Raw genomic sequence first — 18,418 nt, forward strand, 5'->3', positions numbered from 1 at the left:
CACCTGATCCCTTCCCGAACTCAGAAGTGAAACCACTTAGCGCTGATGGTAGTGTGGGGTTACCCATGTGAGAGTAAGTCATCGCCAGCTTTTAATTCCAAAGCCCCCACCAAATAGGTGGGGGCTTTTTTATGCAGTGAAGGAGCTTAAAGGGGTGCATTACATCTACAATTGTTTAAAAAATGTGATTAAAAAATTGATCTAGTCATGTACTTTTAATTTATAAAAAATTAGAATAGCAACAAATATTAACAATGACACAGGAATAATAAATGACGTTAGGAAATGATATAAGAGTCCTTATGTGCTTAGGGATCTCTACCGTATTAGTGGCATGTGGAGGTGGTGGATCCTCTACAGAGAACAAGCCTGCGGTTGTTCAAAAAAGTAATAGTAGTATAACGTTTACGCAACAACAAGATAGCGATGATGATTTTCAAGTTGAAATTGATTTGAAAGAACTTGTGGATGAGTTAGACATCGATCCGAGCTTAATTCAGGCGACGGTTGATTGTGAAGCGAATCGTGTTCCAAGTTTTGCAAATGTGATTATTAAAGCAAGTTTATCTGATACAACAAAAACAATATATGCACCTGTCGGTTGTGATAATGTGATTACCACGTATGCAACAGACTTAGTACAAGGAAATTGGCAATTTGAAGTCATTGCTTATGATGTTCAGAAAAAACAGATTTTGGCAGCAGAAAAAACGATCAATATTAGAAAGACTTCAAAAATTGAATCGGGCTTAACCTTTGTTGCAGATGCGAGTAGAACTGCAGAAAAAGCCACTTTATCCAAGACTATAGATGAAGATGTACTATACGAAGTTTCTGCGACATTGCCTGAATACTTTCATAGTGATGAAGAAAATTTTGTCTATTTAAAGAGTATTAATGATTATATCGGCGCCAATCAAGAATATTTTTACTTATCCGATGAGTTTAGTTTAGTCGGTTATGGTAATCAAATGCAAGTCAATGTAGATGGTTTTGATGGAGTGTATTGGGATGGAGATTTTATTTTATCCGATTTAAAAAGTAATCTTGAAACAGGTGTATATGGAAACTTACTAAGATACCCTTTTCATAATCCACGTATTGGTGGGTTGAGTTGGACAGGTGATTATCGTGGATGTAATGAATCCAAAAGTTGGCTGTTAATAGATCAAATTACGGTTGAAAGCGGTGCAATTCGTTCTATTGATTTCCGATTCGCTCAGCATTGTGAGGATCAGCCCGATGGTGCCTTATTTGGTTTTATTCACTGGAAATCACCTTCTGATTCGATTGGTTATAAATGGCAACCTAAATTAGAAACAGTTCCTGAGGGTAATTATATTGCGATAGAAAGTGATAAAGGCGACTACATTGGCGGTGGTCAGAATTATTTATTTGACCCAAGTAATGCAGTAGTGCAAGTGGAAAATAATGAGAAAAATGCCCTCTCTATTAATATCCACGGTGATTCATGGTGGAGTGGACAATTTGCTATCCCTATAAGTTATTCAAAATTAGAAAAGGGAACCTATTTAAACTTAACGCGCTACCCATTCCATAATCCAACTCGTGGTGGTTTGAATTGGGATGGCGATGGGCGAGGTTGTAATGAACTTAGTGGTTGGATGATTGTTGACGATACTGTATATCGAGAGGATCAGTTGATTTCGATAGATCTTCGATTTGAGCAACATTGTGAGGGGAATGCTCCAGCACTCAGAGGGAAAGTGCATTGGAAACTTCCTTGATACACCCAAATAAATAATACGCTTGCAAAAAGCATCCTCATTTGACGGATGCTTTTTTATTTAAAGTGTCGACTACAATTTAATCAATCCGATTCTTTTAAATTCATGTTAAAATAATTGCCTTTCATTTTCAGCCCATCAATTTGATCCTTCCAATTCTCAATCTATATTGAGCATTGTACTAGAGATCACGCTGATTTATTTATCGAAATTCACCAAAAGTTGCCAGCCAAACTTGTTCAGCCAGTATGTTTTCAGTAACGGCTATAAGCGAAGTTTGCCAGCCGAGATTGACCAATTATGAGCACTGCGTACACCATGCAGACTGCGCCAAAAGCGTTGTTTGATTATGATAAATTTTGGGCATCATGCTTTGAGCCTGCACCATTTTTGCCGATGTCACGTGCAGAGATGGACTTGCTTGGTTGGGACAGTTGCGACTTTATTTTGGTCTGTGGTGACGCCTATATTGATCATCCGTCTTTTGTGTCAGGCATTATTGGTCGTGTGCTTGAGGCACAGGGTTTCCGTGTAGGGATTATTGCACAACCTGATTGGACAGATGTCGAAGCCTTTCGTGTGTTAGGTAAGCCAAATATTGCTTGGGGTGTGACAGCGGGTAATATGGATTCGATGATCAACCGCTATACCGCAGATCGTAAAATCCGTTCCGATGATGCCTATTCGCCTGATAATGTGCCGAATAAACGTCCTGACCGTGCAGCGACCGTGTATTGCCAGCGTGTACGTGAGGCTTTTCCTGATGTGCCTGTGCTACTTGGTGGTATCGAAGGTTCATTGCGTCGTATTGCGCATTATGATTATTGGTCGGACAAAGTGCGTCGCTCGATCTTGATGGATTCCAAAGCAGATTTGCTGATGTACGGTAATGGTGAACGCTCGATCATTGAGGTGATGCATCGTCTCGCCAAAGGTGAAAAAATCCACGAGATCACCGATGTGCGTGGTACAGCTTTTATCATCAATAAGCATAATCGTGCTTCAAAATCGCAGTTTGTCGAAATTGCCTCAAATGATGTCGATACCATTGGGCGTGTCGATGCGATTATCAATCCTTATGTCATGACCGAAGATTTAGAAGGTTGTGATATCGAAAAGAATAAAAATAGTTCACTCAGCCAATATCAAAATTTTCAGAAAGAAGCGGTTGCCAATCCGATTATTCGTCAAGCAGATGACCTTGCAGCTGATACGCAGATCGTGCAGTTACAACCATCAAAAGCGATTAAACACCGTTTGCCACCACGTGAGCTTGCCGTAATTCGTTTACCTGCGTTTGAGCAAGTGGCAAATGATCCTGTGCTGTATGCGCATGCCAACCGAATTTTGCATCTTGAAACCAATCCGGGCAACGCTCGGGCGTTGGTTCAAAAGCATGGTGAGCGTGATGTCTGGCTCAATCCACCACCGATTCCGTTGACTACGGAAGAAATGGATTATGTGTTTGATTTGCCTTATGCACGTCTGCCACATCCTGCTTATAAAGACGCACGCTTTCCTGCCTTTGACATGATTAAATTTTCTGTGAACATCATGCGTGGCTGTTTCGGTGGATGCACATTCTGTTCGATTACCGAGCATGAAGGACGAATTATTCAAAACCGTTCGGAAGACTCAATTCTACGTGAAGTGGAAAAAATTCGTGATACTGCACCGGGTTTTACAGGGATTATTTCTGATCTTGGCGGACCTACGGCGAATATGTATCGCTTGCAATGTAAAGATCCTGAGATTGAAAAGAATTGTCGTAAACCGTCGTGTGTCTATCCAGGTGTCTGTCAAAATCTACACACCGATCATGCGCCATTAACCCAATTGTATCGTAAAGCCCGTAGTCTAAAAGGCATTAAGAAAATTCTGATCGGTTCAGGCTTGCGTTATGACCTTGCGGTGCTGAATCCTGAATATGTCAAAGAATTGGTACAACATCATGTCGGCGGTTATCTGAAAATTGCCCCTGAACATACCGAAACTGGACCTTTGTCAAAAATGATGAAACCGGGTATCGGCACTTATGATCGCTTTAAACAAATGTTTGATCGTTTTAGTAAAGAAGTCGGTAAAGAGCAGTATTTGATTCCGTACTTTATTGCGGCGCATCCAGGGACATCAGATTATGACATGATGAATTTGGCGATTTGGCTCAAGAAAAATGGCTTCCGTGCCGATCAAGTGCAGACCTTTTACCCATCACCGATGGCAACGGCGACCACCATGTATTACACAGGGAAAAATCCGTTGGCGAAAGTCGCTCGCTATACCGAAGATGTCGATATCGTCAAAGGTGAAAAGCGTCGCCGTTTGCATAAGGCGTTTTTGCGCTACCATGATGCCAACAATTGGCCGATGCTTCGTGATGCTTTGAAAGAAATGGGACGTGCTGATTTGATTGGTAATTCTAAACAGCATTTGATTCCGACCTATCAACCGCAAGGCACAGGTGAGTATCAATCTGCTCGCAAGAAAAATTCTTCGAAAGCTGGTGACTCTGTGAAACGTACTGGCGGGCAAAGCACATCACAAAAAGCCCCTCAAAAAGGGCAAATATTGACTCAACACACAGGTTTGCCACCAAGAGAGCAAACGGATCGCTCAAGTTCGACCAATAATAATCAAGCAAAAAAAGTTCAGTCGAAAAATGCGCAAGGTCGAAATGCTTCAAATCCTAAACAAAAATCATCAGGGAAAAAGCACTCAAATCGTGCTTAATGAACTAATGCAAAATCATGCGCTGTGCTGAAATTGTGCACAGCGTATGGTGTTATTCATTTAAATTGCGCTAAAACACTTTCAAATAAACATTTTGGTACGAAGATTGCATTTTTACAGCGCAACAAGAGTGAAGATGTTGTGTTCTGCATGGTCTTGGTGCATTTTGATAGATGTGCAACGTGCATTATCATGAGTATGTGCTTTGCATGAATAAGCGCTAAACCAAATTTGCAAAAGAGTCGTAAAATGAGTGAAATCCGATTTGAATTTTATGGTCGGCTAGCGAGTCTAGCAGATCGACCAAGCATTGATTTAGCAACGACTTTTCCAATTCGGCTACAAGATGCCTTAACGCACTTGGCTGAACAGCTTCCACAGATTCATGACAATCTTGAACGCTGTGCCTGTGCGGTCGGCGATCAATTGGTGCATCGTGATTTGATGATTCATGAGCAGATGACCATCGCTTTATTACCTCCAGTTACAGGAGGCTAAAAATGTCAGAACAACTCAACCTAAGAATTAACGCTGAGATTGAACGCATTCAAGATCATGAGATTGATCTGAATCAGTTGCTTGCCATGCAATATTTTCCTGAATGTGGTGGTTTAGCACTTTTTGCAGGGACGGTGCGTGATCATCACGAGGGCAAAGCCGTAAAAAGCCTGAAATATACCGCTTATAAGCCACTGGCAGAGCGTTTAGTCCGAGAGATCGAACTCGACATCGAGCAAAAATATGGCGTGTCTTATGTGCGGGTCGTGCATCGTATTGGGCATTTAGACATTGGCGAAGTGGCGATCTATGCGGTAGCTCGTGCTGCGCATCGCCGTGAAGCCTTTGCCGCTTGCGAGGAAGCGGTGGAACGGGTGAAACACGAAGTGCCAGTGTGGAAAGAAGAATTTTATCATGACGGGACAAGTGTCTTTGTCGAAGGTTGTTGTATTCGTAGTGACTATGCTGATGTGGCGCAGAAAAAGGATATAAAACATGCACATCATCAGCACGATCATACAGCTTGTTCACATGAACATTAAGCGTTATATGTTTTGTAAATGCAGGAGACTTTATTTTGAAAATAAAAGCATTTTCGACAAGGTCTTGTGGTGTATGCTCTTATGTAAGGATTAACCTTCGGTTCGAGTTACTTTTCTTTCGGGAAAAGTAACCAAAACCATTTTGTCAGTTGCAAACTCGGTCAAATACCTTAAAAGAAATAATGTCTTGAGAAACATTATCTTGCATATTGAAGTTGTTCCTCGAACATGCAACTGACATTTCTACGAATCAGATGATAGTTACTCATCTAATGCTTAGGTTAATTAAAACATTAAACTTTAAAATTTAAACTTTTGGAAATTTTGCGATGAAAAATGTCGGCATGAAGCCTGAAAGCTATCGAATTGCCAAAGCCAGTGCCGAGTTGCTTGCGCCTGCACACTGTATTCAATTGCTTGCGGATGGTAATACTGAAAAAGGCGATGCCTTAAAAACAGCACGTATCGCAGGGATTCTCGCAGCAAAGCGTACCGATGAACTGATTCCGCTGTGTCATCCATTGCCGATTTATCGGGCGGATGTGGAATTTGAACTTTTGGAAGATCGTGTGGTGATCTATGCCGAAGTGGAAACCATCGGTCCAACGGGTGTGGAAATGGAAGCCTTGACGGCGGCAAGTTTGGCAGGATTGACCATTTATGACATGCTCAAACCGCACTGTGAACCTGAAGAATTAGTATTGCAACAATGCAAACTGGATCAAAAAAAAGGCGGTAAATCTCACTTCAAACGCACATTACGCCGTGCAGTATCTGCGGCGGTGATTGTGTTGTCTGATACCGTGGCAGCAGGGCGTAAGCCTGATACCGCAGGGCGTTCGGTAGTTGACACTTTAGAGCAAGCAGGCTTTGAGCCGATCCATTACCAAATCTTGCCTGACGAATCTGAGCAACTCAAAAGCCTTGTTTTAGAGTTGAGTCAAAGTTACGCCTGCGTGATCACTGTGGGTGGTACAGGTCTAGGTAGTCGTGACATTACCGTTGAAACCTTACAACCTTTATTGAAGCGTGAAATCCCTGGATTAATGGAAGCAGCTCGATCATTTGGGCAGAAGCGCACACCGTATGCGGCGCTTTCTCGTGGCGTGGCGGGCTATATTGATCGTAGCCTCGTCATTACCTTGCCGGGGAGTCGTGGTGGTGCAAGTGAGTCGATGGCGGCGATTTTGCCTGCATTGGTGCATTTGGTTGATGTCAGTCAGGATTTGCCACATGCGCAAGGTTATCAATAAGGTCATTTAAAATTATGGTGGCAACAGTATCAGCGTGTGGTGCGGAAAAAGGTTTAATCAGCATTGATCAAGCGATCGAAATCATCCTGCAGCAGACACAACCTTTAAGCATTGAAAATAAAGTACTACAGGCAAGTTTACATCACTATTTGGCAGAAGATATTCACGCCCAAGTGAATTTACCCACCTTTTCGCAAAGTGCGGTGGATGGTTATGCGCTGTGTTTTGATGGTGAAAATGCTCAAGATCAAACATTTGAAGTGATCGGGGAAATCCGAGCAGGTGGTGATCAGCAATTTCAGTTGAATCATGGTCAAGCAGTACGGATTTTCACAGGCGGTAAAATTCCTGAAAACACCACCACGGTTGCACGGCAAGAAATTGTTCAAGCCAAACAATCATCAATCACCATCACGGAACCACTTCGAGCCGATGCGGATATTCGTCATGTTGGTGAAGAAGTGTCAAAAGAGCAACTTTTGGCTGAGCGTGGGCAATATCTGAGTGTCGGTGCAATTGCAGCCTTGAGTATGGCAGGTGTGTTTGAGGTCACTGTATTTAAGCAACCGAAAATTGCGGTGCTGATCACGGGTGATGAAGTGGCGACCTCAAGCAATGATCCGTCAATGGATGCTAGCTCAAAAGTATTTGATGCCAATGGTCCTTTACTTCAAGCATGGTGTCAGTCGAATCATTTTCAGGTTGATGTTTTGCATATTGTCGATGATGAAGCGGTGGTCAATGACACTTTTCATCGCCTTAAAACGCAATACGATGTGTTGATCACTACAGGTGGTGTATCGGTTGGTGATTATGACTATGTACGTCCTTGTGCGCTGAACAATGGTTTTACGCAACACTTTTGGAAAGTGAAACAAAAACCAGGCAAACCGTTATTTTTCGCATCCTTTCAAAATCAAGATCATCATTGTTATTTGCTTGGGTTACCGGGGAATCCTGCGGCGGTCTATGTCTGTATGCAGGTTTATGGCAAGCTGTTGCTGAATACCTTACAAGGCAATTGCAATACCCTACAGTGGTTTAGCGCAACATTAACGCAGCCGATCAAAGCGGATCAACGTGAGCGATTTATCCGTATGGTCATGGCGTTTGATCAAGGGCGTTTAACGGTTCAGCCATTGGCAAAACAGCAGTCACATATGCTCTCCAATCTGATGCAAGCCAATTGTTTGGTCAGAGTACCGAGCGATCGGCAATGCGAGGCTGGCGATCCATTACAAGTATTGATGCTCTAGTTCAACAGATATTAAATGACTAATTCACACATAAAAAAACTGCCTGATTGATAAGACAGATCAGGCAGTTTTTATTGAGAATATGCTGTTTAAACTTAGAAGTTATAGCTTAAACCAACTGTATATACCCAAGGATTCACTTCTAAAGTACCGATGTCAGTACCATTTAATTCGAGGTCAGTTTCAACATTGGCATAACGGACGTCTGCATACACGCCCCAGTTTTTTGCATCAGCAGGTTGGAAAATGAAACCCACTTGACCAGCAGCTGCTACACTCACGTCATCTGCTTCAAGATCGTGGTTCGTGCCTTTGACTTCTTCATCCCAAGGCACAACGACTGTTACACCTGCACCGATATATGGTGTAAAGCCTTTATAAGTTGGCAAGTTGTATTTTGCAGTCAATGTCGGTGGAAGATGTTTGAACGATGCTTCAAGGCCAAGTTCAGGAAGCTCTACATCATGTTTGAATGGGGTTGCCAACAACAATTCTACAGAGAATGGTGTATCAGCAAAACGATATTCTACAGATGGCGTGAAGTTGTATTCACTAGAAACGTCTGGGTGTACAGTCGTACCGCCAATATTTAGCGTACCGTTGTCTGAATCAGGAGCAAGTAAACTTCCACCCACTTTGACAGTCCAGTTGCCTGCGAAACTTGCAGAAGAGAGCGCTAAAACAGCAGTAGCGAGAGCAATTTTTTTCAACATTGTTGTATCTCCAATTTGTAACAAAATAATTGTAATGCAGATACAAATGTTTACGCAATCACATTTTTAGATACATTTGATATCTAGTTGAATTTTATAAGAATATAATTTAATAATATGTTAATGAGAATAGGTTTCATTCTTTGATTTGACGAAAATAAATAAAATATTTAATAAAAACAATGAATTAAAATAAATATACACTTGTGTATAAATGAAAACTTAATTCAGAAATGCTTAAATATTCAGCAAAATAAAGCACATTATTTCTTCACAAAGTATTTGGGGGAAAAGCAAGTGGTTTTTAGGTTGGAGAATAGATGGTAATCAATAGCAAAAAGAGAGGATAAAATGATGCTTATTAGAAAATGGTGGAGTCAAGGAGGATCGAACTCCTGACCTCTACAATGCCATTGTAGCGCTCTACCAACTGAGCTATGACCCCAAGTATTTTGCTTTTATACAGCACTACAAAAAAGTGCTACGCCATCTTATGCAGATGGCGTAGCACTGTCAATTCTGCTGGATTATTCCGCAGTATCATTTGCTTCATTTTTAGGCAGTTTTAGCTGTTGATTCAGCTTTTCCCACACTTTCAGCTCTTTTTTGCTTGGGGCGCCGACGATGTCTAAGGCATGGCGCAGACGGGCAAAGGTCAGGTCAGGGCCGATGGTGACCATAGCTTGCATCACTGGGGTTGCGCTGGTCGAGCCTGCGATGGCAATAAAGAACGCAGGCATAAAGTCACGCAGTTTAATCTCCATCTGGTTCGCCAAATCCATCAAGGTCTGGCTCACCGTGTCATTATTCCATGTAAACATGCCTTCCAAACGCCAAATCGCAAATTGCAGACTTTGACGCACTTGTTCAGGACTGAGTTTTTTACTTTCAAATTGTTCAGCAGTTAATGTCGGCATGTGATTGAAATAAAATCCAGCCCAATTCACTGCTTCAGACAGGAGATGAATTCGAGGTTGAATTGCGGCGGCGATGTCTTCGAGTTTTTGGCGATCGCCTTGCCATGCCAAAATGGTGTCGAGCAATTGCGCTGGAGTCAGAGCTTTAATCCATTGTCCGTTGAGCCAGTTTAGTTTTTCCACATCAAAGATTGGACCACCGAGGGAAACCCGTTGAATGTCGAAGTTGGCGATCATGTCCGCCAAGGTAAACACTTCACGCTCATCAGGCATTGACCAGCCCATCCGTGCCAAGTAGTTTAACAAGGCTTCAGGCAAGACCCCGATGTCACGATAATAGTTGATTGAGGTCGGGTTTTTACGCTTGGATAATTTTGATTTGTCTGGATTGCGTAGCAGAGGCATGTGTCCGAGTACAGGCATCTCCCAACCAAAATATTGATAAAGGAGTTGATGCTTCGGCGCTGACGGCAACCATTCTTCACCACGGAACACATGGGTAATTTGCATCAAATGATCATCTACCACATTGGCAAGGTGGTAGGTCGGCAAGCCATCGGTTTTCAGCAAGACTTGCATGTCGACTTGTGCCCAAGGAATCTCGACTTCACCCCGTAATAAATCATTGACTTTACAGATACCGTCTTCAGGCACTTTCATGCGGATTACGTGTGCTTCGCCAGCGTCAAGGCGCTGTTGCACCTCTTCGCTCGAGAGCTTCAAACCACGACCGTCATATTTTGGTGTTTCGCCACGTGCTTGTTGTTCGGCACGCATTTGATCGAGCTCTTCGGCTGTGGCGAAACAATAAAAGGCATGTCCTTTTTCAATCAATTGTTCAGCATATTGCTTATAGATATGCATCCGTTCCGATTGGCGGTACGGCGCATGTGGCCCACCGACGTCAGGCCCTTCAGACCAATTTAGCCCAAGCCAACGCAGTGAATCCAAGATCATTTGCTCTGATTCAGGGGTTGAGCGCAGTTGGTCGGTATCTTCGATACGCAGAATAAATTCGCCGCCGTGTTGTTTGGCATAGCATAAGTTGAATAGGGCGATATACGCAGTACCAACATGCGGAAAACCTGTTGGTGAGGGAGCAATACGGGTACGAACGGTCATAATGAATGTCTAATAAGAGTGCAATGCGCAGTATTATAGCGAAAAATGCGCAGGCAAAAAATGCCAATTCGGCGCAAATCCTTGGCACCAATATCGAGATAATCCCTATCGTGGATTGGCACATTTTTCGCTACAATGGCGCAGCGTTAAAATTGGGTATGATGATGCAAAACGATAATCCACATTCACACAGTAGTTCAAGTGCGAATACCAGCCAAAATACAGATGACAGCTGGTTTGTAAAATGGCAACCCTATCAGGGTGATCTGGAACAGACGCCTGTAGCGATCCATGAATATTTACCCGCAGGGCAAAATGTTGCGCTCGGCTTACAGCATGTCTTTGCCATGTTTGGTGCCACAGTGCTTGCACCACTCTTGATGGGCTTTGATCCAAGTCTGACCATGCTGATGACAGGCTTTAGCACGATTTTATTCTTCCTGATTACAGGCGGCCGTGTGCCGAGTTATTTGGGCTCGAGCTTTGCGTTTATTGGTGTGGTTGCGGCAGCGACAGGCTATGCAGGCGCAGGCAGTAATCCAAACATGAGCCTTGCACTTGGCGGGATCATGGCGTGTGGTATTTTCTATGCCTTGGTTGGTTTGATCGTGATGCGTACTGGCACACAGTGGATTGAGCGATTGATGCCACCAGTGGTGACAGGTGCTGTGGTGATGATTATCGGCTTGAATCTGGCACCGATCACCATCAAAGGCGTGTCGGGCAATGTCTTTGATACATGGATGGCGCTACTCACAGTACTATGTATTACTACCATTGCCGTGTTTACCAAAGGCATGTTGCGCCGTCTGTTGCTCTTGGTGGGCTTGGCGCTGTCCTATTTATTCTATTTTATTCTCGCCAATGTCATGGGGCTAGGGACGCCGATCGACTTTGCCCCGATTATCAATGCAGCGTGGATTGGTCTGCCGCAGTTGCATAGTCCAAGTTTTGATGCCAAAGCGATACTGCTGATTGCACCCGTATTTATCATTTTGATTGCAGAAAATTTAGGACATTTTAAAGCGGTCAGCGCCATGACAGGGCAAAATATTTCGCCGTATATGGGGCGAGCTTTTTTTGCGGATGGTTTATGCACCACGATCTCGGGCGCAGTGGGTGGCACAGGCATGACCACTTATGCCGAGAACATCGGCGTGATGGCGGCAACCAAGATTTATTCTACCGTGGTGTTTATGGTGGCGGGAGTATTTGCGATATTGCTGGGTCTATCACCAAAATTCGGTGCGGTAATCAGCACCATTCCTGTGGCGATTTTGGGTGGTGCATCGATTGTGGTCTTTGGTTTGATTACCATTGCAGGCGCTCGGATTTGGATTAGTAATCGGGTTGATTTTAGTCAAAATGGCAATATGTTGGTCGCTGCGGTGGTGGTGATCATGGGCACGGGGAATTTCTCGTTACACCTTGCAGGCTTTGATCTGGGTGGTATTGGCACGGCGACCTTTGCGGCGATCTTGATGAATTTGATTTTTAATCGGCAAAGTCTTGGTCAAGAAAATCGAGATGAGCACGACGCTTTTTCGGCACATTAATGCTTCAAAATTTTGCTGAAAATCATAAAAAACGATGGGCTAAGGCGCATCGTTTTTTATTGGGTTGGATGGGGCGACTATATCGATCAATCGCCAATAAAATCTGGACAGTAAAAAACTGTAGAGAAAAAACTGTTGAGTAGAAAAAGCGGTGGCACACTGGATTGTAAATATGACAGTTTGGTAATAAAATCGTCGCAACTTTTCTATGCCATGCTTTTGACAAGCACCGTCAGGTTTTTGAGTCGATCTGACACGATTTTTGCTTAGCAAAGTTCAGGCATTTTTTCGGGGATTTCCATGAAACTTCAGCAATTGTGTGCGGCACTTGCACTGACTTCGATCGCCAGCTTTGCGACGGCAAAACCGATTTGGCAAGACTTTAGCTTAACAGGATTATACGGTGAAAATTATGAACTCACCAATGAACCTGAGCAAGCGACCATTACCGCAGAATATGCGGCAAAGTTAAAATACGGTGATTTCTTTGGTTTTATTGACCGCACCGAAAGTGGCGGTGACAAAGACAGCTATTTCGAAGCATCGCCTCGTTTGAGCCTCGCTGGTGTGTCTGGCAAAGACTTGCAATTCGGTATCGTGAAAGATGTTTTGATTTCAACGACTTGGGAAGGCAGTGAAGATGACAATAACTATCTCTACGGCGTTGGTGTAGATCTTGATATTCCATATTTCCAATATGCCAGTGCCAATATTTACCGTGCCAATAATGACAGTATTGATGATGATTGGCAGTTGACCTTGACCTATGGCGTGCCGTTCCAACTGTCGAATGAAGACTTTTTATTTGATGGTTTCCTCGACTGGTCAACTGAAGAAGATGATCATGAAAGCGAACTGAACTGGACGAGCCAGCTCAAGTGGAATGCAGGTAAACACATTTCACCTGATACTCGTTTGTATTTGGGGATTGAGTATTCACACTGGATCAATAAATACGGTGTAGATGGTGTGGATGAGCACAATGTCAGCGCATTGGTGAAATACCATTTCTAAGCATTGAAATGAGTATTGAAATTTGAAAAAGCAGATCAGACGGTCTGCTTTTTTTATGATGATTTTTTATGGCACTATTTTAGAGTGCAATTTTTCATGTTGTCTTGGGGTATCTTTTTTGCGCCTAGGTAATCAGACGGTCTGCTTTTTTTATGATGATTTTTTATGGCACTATTTTAGAGTGCAATTTTTCATGTTGTCTTGGGGTATCTTTTTTGCGCCTAGGTAATCTGTTCGATCTACGTTATGCTGAATAGATCAAAACAACATCAGGCGTTCAATCATGCATAAAATAATCGCCGTCATGCTGTTGGCAGGTTTAGCAGCTTGTAACCAAAACCAGCACAACAGCGTTCAAGCCGAGACATCATCCATAGAATCTGCTCAACAGGCAGACAAACTGCAAGCGCAGATGCCAAATGCGCAGACTAAAATCGTGAATATCAAGACCAATGATCTTGACGGTGACGTGGCGCTGATGCAGGGTTTAAATCCGTTCTTTAAACAGCAAAAATTTAAAATCGTTGATGTCGTGTCTGATGATGTCTGGAGCTACAATGATTGCCAAAATAATATGCAACTGCGCATCGAGGGCTCAGGTGTCACACGCTATTACATCAAACGCACCGAAGCCAAGCCGAAAAACTATTATCCTGATTATGTGATGTGGGTAATGCAATTTGCCGACCCAAACCAAGCGCAACAAGTCGAACAGCAAATCCGTGCGGCGAAGCGTTCAGGGCAAGGATTTTGCAATGGTAAAAATGCAGAATATTTCGTTCGAGATGGTCGCAATGTGATTCATCTGAGTACACGGGCGCATATGTTTATTGACTATATTCAGGCGGTTGCGGATTATATCGAAGCGCATCCGACCACAGTCGAACCTATAGAATAATTAACGCAACAGCGCCATACAAGGTACAAAAGGGCAAGCACAGACCGCAGGAAAAAGACCATGGAAGAAATGAGACTTGAACTGAATAATGAACAACGCAAATATTTGGGCTTAGCACCTGTTGAAGCACATTGGGAATTGCAACAGCTTGGCGAGCAATATTTATATTTTGATGGTGACAGCATTCGCAAAGAAATACGGGTCACAGAAAATAGCTATTTTGAAAAAGAACTGAATGAAAAAACCGCTGAAAATCGCACCATTTTGCTCCCCAAAACGGCACGTGGAAAGCCAAAAAAACTCAACTTCACCGCCACGAAATCCTTTGGTAGTGTTGGCGTGTATTTTCAGTATTCCCATGATTATATTAGCATCTCTAGCTACGACACGCAGACCACATTTCATGGTGAACGATTGCCAGAAAAGAGTAATTTAGCATCTTTGCAGGTGTGGCTTGCACAGTGGATCGCCGACAGCACAGCAGATGATTTGAAAGCCATCGAGGCATTTAAAACTGCTAAGCGTTCGCATCATAAATATCAAGAAGGGGATTTTTTTGCCTTCAAAGTGGATCGCCGTCGTTATGGTTTTGGGCGCATCTTGCTAGATGTGGTGAAACTGAAAAAGTCCAAAGGTTTTGATCAAAATAAAAACTATGGTTTGACCAATCTGATGGGGCGGGCGTTGATCGTCAAGGTCTATCATAAAATCAGCGATACGCTTGATGTGGATTTGGATGAGTTGGCGCAGACCATGGCATTGCCATCGCAAGCGGTGATGGATAATCACTTTTATTATGGTGAAAACATCATTATTGGACACAAGCCGATCGAGCCGAGTGATCAAGATATGTTGATCTCATACGGAATGAGCATCCGAGCTGATGAAATTGATTTGGTTTATCTGCAATACGGTTTGATTTACAAAGAGATGCGAGTCAAACAGTTTAATCAGCTTCTGTATCCTGATGATCCGAATATCCAGCCTGATACTTTAAAAATCAATCCATTTCGTAATGAAGGCATTGGCTTTGGTCTGGAGGTACGTCCGCTCGAAGCCTGTATCAAGGCGAAGTCGAATCAACCATTTTGGGAAAAGAGTTGGGTAAGAGATTTGCGTAATCCACAATGTGCTCAAGAAAAACGAGCAGTTTTTCAGGCATTTGGATTGGATGCAGATAAGAGTTATGAGGAGAATTTGGCGTTGGTTGAGTAGTTGGGCTTTGTAATTCACTATGTGATATAAACGATATAAATGAATTGGCGTGTTTTTAAAATGAAGTCAGAATATGAGCGTATGATTAAAAATGCTTTTCCAAAACAACTACAAAGCGATGTAGATGCTGTCATACAAATTTTACCACTCGCAGATGAAAATCCTATATGTGGCTCATATCCACTGATTGTATCATCTTGGCAAATACGACTTGAAGATGAGTTTTTAACAGTTCCCTATCGGATTTATTTTAATGAACCTGAGCTTGATTTAGAAAGCACTTTAAATGAAAGACAAACAGATATTTTGAATTGTATATACTCACGACATCATAATGGATATGTCAGAGCTAAGCGTTTGAAGCGTATTTCAGATCATGCAGAAAATTGGACGGTTCCATTTGTAATACAGTTATTGGGTGAATATGTTTGGGAGTTATTTCCGATCATTAATACTAAAATCAATGAAAGTACACTGCATTTTTATAAAGATTTCCGCTTGGAAAATCCGACATATTGGAGGCTTCTGGAGAGTAGAGTTGTGAGCTATTGGAATGAATATTACAGAGATAGCTTTCCAAAATGGGAAAATTATTTTGGCAATCAAGTATTACATAGAATTAATCAATAATATGTATAACCTGTTGTTGTATATGGTTTTTTATATTTCTTGGAAAATTATTTGGATTAAGCGCTTCATTCAAACGCATGCAAAAGGTAGCTTGTGAATACAGCACTTGAGCCGAAGAACGATTAAAAAAAGCAGAGAGGATTTCTGATATATGTAGTACCGACTCTTCGGGAAAACGAAAAAATACTTCCACTAGATCTAACTGGTCGCTAGGTTCATTATAAAAATCAATTGCAAAAATGAAGTCATGGTTATTTTGCTTTTGAAAGACATGAACATCGCCTTTACCAGCTCTTTCACAGTCTTCAAAATAGTCATCAACCAATTGTGTAACATCAATATTTGCATTAAAAATTTTGAAAATTGTGGAAAGTTCTGTTCGTTGACCATTGATAGAATCATCACCCCAATCAACAAGATCGACTGCGGAAATGATCATTCTAAACTCGGTAGCATTCATATTACGCCTCGTTTTGACCTTGTAGGTCGGAATGCCAAAAAGCAGTTTAAAGCTGTCGTTTAAACTGCTCACGAAGATTACTTCTGCTCCGTCCAACCTTCTGCTTTTTCCACAGAATCATCGTTGCTCAAGAACTTCTCACGTTGTTCTTCAAGGAACTTTTTGGCATCAGGTTCAAACACATTTAAGCGTTTTTCATTGATCAAGGTGGTTTGATGCTGCAGCCATTCTTGCCAAGCCTGCTTCGACACGGTTTCTAAATATTCCTGACCTTTCGCCCCTGGAAATGGTGCAAAATCAAGTGCCTCCATTTCCTTTTGATATTTACGACAAAATATCTGCTTTGACATAACGATTCCTTAAATTCTGCTGTAAAGTTTTAAGCCAATTTTTCGGTGCTTAGAGCGATGCAATACGCTGACGAGCACGTTCAATGGCTGCGCTGACTTGCTTTGGGGCAGTCCCGCCCAAGTGATCACGAGCCGATACCGATGCTTCCAAAGTCAACGCCAGATCAAACACATCTGCTGTAATCAAATCAGAGAATTGTTGCAATTGCTCAAGGGTGAGTTCGGACAAGTCTTTTTCCTCTTGCACACCGAGCGCAACCGCTTTACCGACGATCTCGTGCGCATCACGGAATGCCACACCTTTTTTCACCAAATAATCGGCAAGGTCAGTCGCTGTCGAGAAGCCACGAAGCGCTGCTTCACGCATACTGGCAATATTTGGTACAAGCGCAGGCACCATATCCGCAAACGCCATCAAGCTACCACGAACGGTATCAACCGCATCGAATAAAGGCTCTTTGTCTTCTTGGTTGTCTTTGTTATATGCCAACGGTTGACCTTTCATCAGCGTCAATAAACTGATCAAATCACCAAAGACACGACCTGATTTACCACGTACCAATTCAGGTACATCAGGATTTTTCTTCTGTGGCATGATCGATGAACCTGTGCAGAAGCGATCTGGAATCTGTACAAATTTAAACTGTGCCGATGTCCATAAAATCAATTCCTCTGACATGCGAGAGAGGTGCATCATGATCAACGATGCTGCCGCATTAAACTCAATGGCAAAGTCACGATCTGATACGCCGTCCAGTGAATTTTCACTGACCGCTTCAAAGCCGAGCAGTTCCGCAGTGTAGTTACGGTCGATCGGATAAGTCGTACCAGCTAACGCTGCCGAACCAAGTGGCATACGATTCACACGTTTACGACAGTCGATTAGACGCTCGCTATCACGATACAACATCTCAAACCACGCCAACAAATGATGACCAAAAGTCACAGGTTGCGCAGTTTGTAAGTGGGTAAAACCTGGCATGATGGTGTCGGTATTTTTCCCTGCCAAATCCAAAATGCCTGATTGCAAACGCTTTAATAAATCTAAAATCGCATCAATTTCATCACGCAAATAGAGGCGAATATCAGTCGCTACTTGGTCATTACGGCTACGACCTGTGTGCAATTTTTTCCCTGTAATGCCAATACGATCAGTCAGACGTGCTTCGATGTTCATGTGTACATCTTCAAGATCGATGCGCCACTGGAATTGACCCGCTTCGATTTCGGCTTGAATCGCCGTCAAACCATTGATAATGTCGTCACGTTCTTGAGTGGTGAGGACGCCGACTTTCGCCAACATGGTAGCGTGCGCAATCGAACCTGCAATGTCTTGTTTATAAAAGCGTTGGTCAAATTGCACAGATGCAGTAAATTCGGCAACAAAGGCATCGGTTGCTTCACTAAAACGACCGCCCCACATACCTGAAGTTTGAGTCGGGTTTTGAGCGGGATTCAAAGAATCAGTTGGCTGATTTGTCGGTGTAGTCATAAGATCGTCAATTCAATTTGAAAC

The 18,418-nt window shown here is 42.7% G+C and carries 16 protein-coding genes, 1 tRNA gene and 1 rRNA gene; 12 read left to right on the forward strand and 6 right to left on the reverse strand.

What is annotated here, in order from left to right; all coding sequences use genetic code 11:
- The 7 genes from rrf to BLQ60_RS03410 form a co-directional block, all read left to right on the forward strand.
- Nucleotides 1–90, forward strand: a 5S ribosomal RNA gene (gene rrf / locus BLQ60_RS03380); the annotation flags it as partial.
- Nucleotides 91–272: 182 nt separating this feature from the next.
- Entirely contained in the window at nt 273–1,748 is a 1,476-nt protein-coding gene (locus BLQ60_RS03385) for a hypothetical protein (protein ID WP_143005169.1), read from the forward strand.
- A 300-nt stretch (nt 1,749–2,048) separates the two neighbouring features.
- A complete protein-coding gene (locus BLQ60_RS03390) occupies nt 2,049–4,478 on the forward strand; it encodes a YgiQ family radical SAM protein (protein ID WP_092616136.1) in 2,430 nt (809 codons plus the stop codon).
- 249 nt (nt 4,479–4,727) lie between these two features.
- On the forward strand, nt 4,728–4,976 hold the full coding sequence (locus tag BLQ60_RS03395) for a MoaD/ThiS family protein (RefSeq protein ID WP_092616139.1): 249 nt from the start codon (nt 4,728–4,730) through the stop codon (nt 4,974–4,976).
- A gap of 2 nt (nt 4,977–4,978) precedes the next feature.
- A complete protein-coding gene (locus BLQ60_RS03400) occupies nt 4,979–5,518 on the forward strand; it encodes a molybdenum cofactor biosynthesis protein MoaE (protein WP_092616142.1) in 540 nt (179 codons plus the stop codon).
- A 329-nt stretch (nt 5,519–5,847) separates the two neighbouring features.
- Nucleotides 5,848–6,771 (forward strand): bifunctional molybdenum cofactor biosynthesis protein MoaC/MoaB, encoded by a 924-nt coding sequence (gene moaCB, locus BLQ60_RS03405; protein ID WP_092616145.1) that lies wholly within the window; start codon nt 5,848–5,850, stop codon nt 6,769–6,771.
- 14 nt (nt 6,772–6,785) lie between these two features.
- Nucleotides 6,786–8,027 carry a molybdopterin molybdotransferase MoeA gene (locus BLQ60_RS03410; protein WP_092616148.1) on the forward strand — a complete coding sequence of 414 codons (1,242 nt, stop codon included), beginning with the start codon at nt 6,786–6,788 and terminating at the stop codon, nt 8,025–8,027.
- Between the two features lie 95 nt (nt 8,028–8,122).
- On the opposite strand, the gene BLQ60_RS03415 is transcribed toward BLQ60_RS03410, so the two are convergent.
- From BLQ60_RS03415 to gltX, 3 genes are all read right to left on the reverse strand, one after another.
- The gene (locus BLQ60_RS03415; protein WP_092616151.1) at nt 8,123–8,740 is read right to left on the reverse strand and encodes an OmpW/AlkL family protein; all 618 of its coding nucleotides are present in this window, start codon (nt 8,738–8,740) and stop codon (nt 8,123–8,125) included.
- Between the two features lie 369 nt (nt 8,741–9,109).
- Nucleotides 9,110–9,185 (reverse strand) — tRNA-Ala (locus BLQ60_RS03420).
- A gap of 82 nt (nt 9,186–9,267) precedes the next feature.
- On the reverse strand, nt 9,268–10,779 hold the full coding sequence (gltX, locus tag BLQ60_RS03425; protein WP_092616154.1) for a glutamate--tRNA ligase: 1,512 nt from the start codon (nt 10,777–10,779) through the stop codon (nt 9,268–9,270).
- 5 nt (nt 10,780–10,784) lie between these two features.
- Here gltX and BLQ60_RS03430 point away from each other — a divergent pair, with 5 nt between their 5' ends.
- The 5 genes from BLQ60_RS03430 (at nt 10,785) to BLQ60_RS03450 (ending at nt 16,092) form a co-directional block, all read left to right on the forward strand.
- Entirely contained in the window at nt 10,785–12,335 is a 1,551-nt protein-coding gene (locus BLQ60_RS03430) for a solute carrier family 23 protein (protein ID WP_378235223.1), read from the forward strand.
- A 300-nt stretch (nt 12,336–12,635) separates the two neighbouring features.
- The gene (locus BLQ60_RS03435; protein WP_092616157.1) at nt 12,636–13,349 is read left to right on the forward strand and encodes an outer membrane protein OmpK; all 714 of its coding nucleotides are present in this window, start codon (nt 12,636–12,638) and stop codon (nt 13,347–13,349) included.
- 283 nt (nt 13,350–13,632) lie between these two features.
- Nucleotides 13,633–14,247 (forward strand): hypothetical protein, encoded by a 615-nt coding sequence (locus BLQ60_RS03440; RefSeq protein WP_092616160.1) that lies wholly within the window; start codon nt 13,633–13,635, stop codon nt 14,245–14,247.
- A 60-nt stretch (nt 14,248–14,307) separates the two neighbouring features.
- Nucleotides 14,308–15,462, forward strand: coding sequence for an immunity 26/phosphotriesterase HocA family protein (locus tag BLQ60_RS03445; protein ID WP_213030458.1), 1,155 nt, complete (start codon nt 14,308–14,310; stop codon nt 15,460–15,462).
- Between the two features lie 39 nt (nt 15,463–15,501).
- Entirely contained in the window at nt 15,502–16,092 is a 591-nt protein-coding gene (locus BLQ60_RS03450; protein WP_143005170.1) for a hypothetical protein, read from the forward strand.
- Here BLQ60_RS03450 and BLQ60_RS03455 read toward each other — a convergent pair.
- The 3 genes from BLQ60_RS03455 to argH form a co-directional block, all read right to left on the reverse strand.
- A complete protein-coding gene (locus BLQ60_RS03455) occupies nt 16,082–16,552 on the reverse strand; it encodes a hypothetical protein (protein ID WP_143005171.1) in 471 nt (156 codons plus the stop codon). The two genes, BLQ60_RS03450 and BLQ60_RS03455, sit on opposite strands and share 11 nt — an antisense overlap.
- Before the next feature lie 77 nt (nt 16,553–16,629).
- Nucleotides 16,630–16,902 carry an oxidative damage protection protein gene (locus BLQ60_RS03460; protein ID WP_092616170.1) on the reverse strand — a complete coding sequence of 91 codons (273 nt, stop codon included), beginning with the start codon at nt 16,900–16,902 and terminating at the stop codon, nt 16,630–16,632.
- Between the two features lie 49 nt (nt 16,903–16,951).
- Nucleotides 16,952–18,394, reverse strand: coding sequence for an argininosuccinate lyase (argH, locus tag BLQ60_RS03465; protein ID WP_092616173.1), 1,443 nt, complete (start codon nt 18,392–18,394; stop codon nt 16,952–16,954).
- Between the last annotated feature and the right edge of the window lie 24 nt (nt 18,395–18,418).

The organism is Acinetobacter marinus, assembly GCF_900096915.1.
Classification (GTDB): domain Bacteria; phylum Pseudomonadota; class Gammaproteobacteria; order Pseudomonadales; family Moraxellaceae; genus Acinetobacter; species Acinetobacter marinus.

Excerpts from the sequence above, each read along its gene's own strand:
- BLQ60_RS03385 (WP_143005169.1), top strand. The coding sequence starts at position 273 with ATGACGTTAGGAAATGATATAAGAGTCCTTATGTGCTTAGGGATCTCT.
- BLQ60_RS03390 (WP_092616136.1), top strand. The coding sequence starts at position 2,049 with ATGAGCACTGCGTACACCATGCAGACTGCGCCAAAAGCGTTGTTTGAT.
- BLQ60_RS03395 (WP_092616139.1), top strand. The coding sequence starts at position 4,728 with ATGAGTGAAATCCGATTTGAATTTTATGGTCGGCTAGCGAGTCTAGCA.
- BLQ60_RS03400 (WP_092616142.1), top strand. The coding sequence starts at position 4,979 with ATGTCAGAACAACTCAACCTAAGAATTAACGCTGAGATTGAACGCATT.
- moaCB (WP_092616145.1), top strand. The coding sequence starts at position 5,848 with ATGAAAAATGTCGGCATGAAGCCTGAAAGCTATCGAATTGCCAAAGCC.
- BLQ60_RS03410 (WP_092616148.1), top strand. The coding sequence starts at position 6,786 with ATGGTGGCAACAGTATCAGCGTGTGGTGCGGAAAAAGGTTTAATCAGC.
- BLQ60_RS03415 (WP_092616151.1), bottom strand. The coding sequence starts at position 8,740 with ATGTTGAAAAAAATTGCTCTCGCTACTGCTGTTTTAGCGCTCTCTTCT.
- gltX (WP_092616154.1), bottom strand. The coding sequence starts at position 10,779 with ATGACCGTTCGTACCCGTATTGCTCCCTCACCAACAGGTTTTCCGCAT.
- BLQ60_RS03430 (WP_378235223.1), top strand. The coding sequence starts at position 10,785 with ATGTCTAATAAGAGTGCAATGCGCAGTATTATAGCGAAAAATGCGCAG.
- BLQ60_RS03435 (WP_092616157.1), top strand. The coding sequence starts at position 12,636 with ATGAAACTTCAGCAATTGTGTGCGGCACTTGCACTGACTTCGATCGCC.
- BLQ60_RS03440 (WP_092616160.1), top strand. The coding sequence starts at position 13,633 with ATGCATAAAATAATCGCCGTCATGCTGTTGGCAGGTTTAGCAGCTTGT.
- BLQ60_RS03445 (WP_213030458.1), top strand. The coding sequence starts at position 14,308 with ATGGAAGAAATGAGACTTGAACTGAATAATGAACAACGCAAATATTTG.
- BLQ60_RS03450 (WP_143005170.1), top strand. The coding sequence starts at position 15,502 with ATGAATTGGCGTGTTTTTAAAATGAAGTCAGAATATGAGCGTATGATT.
- BLQ60_RS03455 (WP_143005171.1), bottom strand. The coding sequence starts at position 16,552 with ATGAATGCTACCGAGTTTAGAATGATCATTTCCGCAGTCGATCTTGTT.
- BLQ60_RS03460 (WP_092616170.1), bottom strand. The coding sequence starts at position 16,902 with ATGTCAAAGCAGATATTTTGTCGTAAATATCAAAAGGAAATGGAGGCA.
- argH (WP_092616173.1), bottom strand. The coding sequence starts at position 18,394 with ATGACTACACCGACAAATCAGCCAACTGATTCTTTGAATCCCGCTCAA.